The sequence below is a fragment of the Megasphaera sp. AF13-6AC genome, assembly GCF_027685385.1.
Taxonomy (GTDB): domain Bacteria; phylum Bacillota; class Negativicutes; order Veillonellales; family Megasphaeraceae; genus Megasphaera; species Megasphaera micronuciformis.
In genome coordinates this window covers 1-1,063 of sequence record NZ_JAQCUN010000252.1, presented here as the reverse complement: position 1 = coordinate 1,063, position 1,063 = coordinate 1, and the positions used below count along the sequence as shown (strand labels likewise).

At 47.1% G+C, this 1,063-nt stretch carries 2 protein-coding genes; both read left to right on the top strand.

The features are described 5' to 3' along the window. Positions 1–38: 38 nt before the first annotated feature. Complete coding sequence (locus tag PGX78_RS08625; RefSeq protein WP_270446547.1) at positions 39–563, top strand: NYN domain-containing protein; 525 nt, start codon at positions 39–41, stop codon at positions 561–563. Between the two features lie 9 nt (positions 564–572). Further along, positions 573–1,063 (top strand): RNA polymerase sporulation sigma factor SigH (gene sigH / locus PGX78_RS08620; protein WP_270446546.1); only part of this gene is annotated, 491 nt, incomplete at its 3' end.

The window sequence follows — 1,063 nt, the reverse complement described above, 5'->3', positions numbered from 1 at the left end:
GTAGCTCGTAAACGACACCGGGAAAAGTAGGTGCGAAAATGAAAGATCTCTATATCATAGACGGCTATAATATTATTTTTGCTTGGAAGGATTTGCAGGCTCTGGCCGATGAATCATTGGAACATGCACGCCAACGACTAATCGATACGATTGCGGGTTACGGTAAAATAAAAGGAGTTGAAGCGGTCATTGTTTTCGATGCCATGTACACGGATGAAGGGGCGAAAGAAGAGTCCGTTGGCAAGGATTGTCGCATTGTCTTTACGGATAAGGATGAGACGGCGGACAGTCGTATAGAACGCCTTGTGTACGAGCATCGACGGGAACGACGCAGCCTTTTTGTCGCCACATCGGACGGAACGGAGCAACAGCAGATTCTCGGTAGCGGGGCCTACCGCGTATCGGCGCGGGAACTTGCTGAAGATGTAGCTCGTATGAAACACGAAGAAAAACGATATGTGCACAGTGAGGTTCATTTGACGGGAGGCCGCAATGAAGTTGTACATCGCGTGAAAAATACGGACGTTTGGGAAAAGCTGGAAAAAATACGTCGCTCGAAATAGGAGACAGATATGGAAGAACGGCAAGATACAAATTTTCAGGATATGGCGGATGAAAAAGTGGCAGCTCTGGCATCAGCCGGCAATGCGGCCGCTTCCGATTATTTAATACAAAAATATCGAAACCTTGTTAAATCCAGAGCTCATGCCTACTTTCTTGTCGGAGCCGATACGGAAGACCTGGTGCAAGAAGGGATGATCGGCCTTTACAAGGCTATTCGCGATTTCAAGCCGCACATGCATACTATTTTCAGTGCTTTTGCGGAAATTTGTATTACGCGTCAAATCATTTCAGCCGTTAAGACGGCAACGCGGTATAAACATGCTCCGTTGAACTCGTACGTCTCCATCGATCGTCCCGTTTATGCAGATGAATCCGAACGCACCTTGCAGGATGTTTTGACCGGAGAAAAAGACCTGAACCCGGAAGAACTCGTCATTAATGAAGAAGCGTACAAAGACATGGAACTGCGTATGAACGAGGTACTCAGCGATTTGGAATG

Bases quoted from the DNA above. Each gene is read 5' to 3' on its own strand.
- PGX78_RS08625 (WP_270446547.1), top strand. From the start codon at position 39: ATGAAAGATCTCTATATCATAGACGGCTATAATATTATTTTTGCTTGG.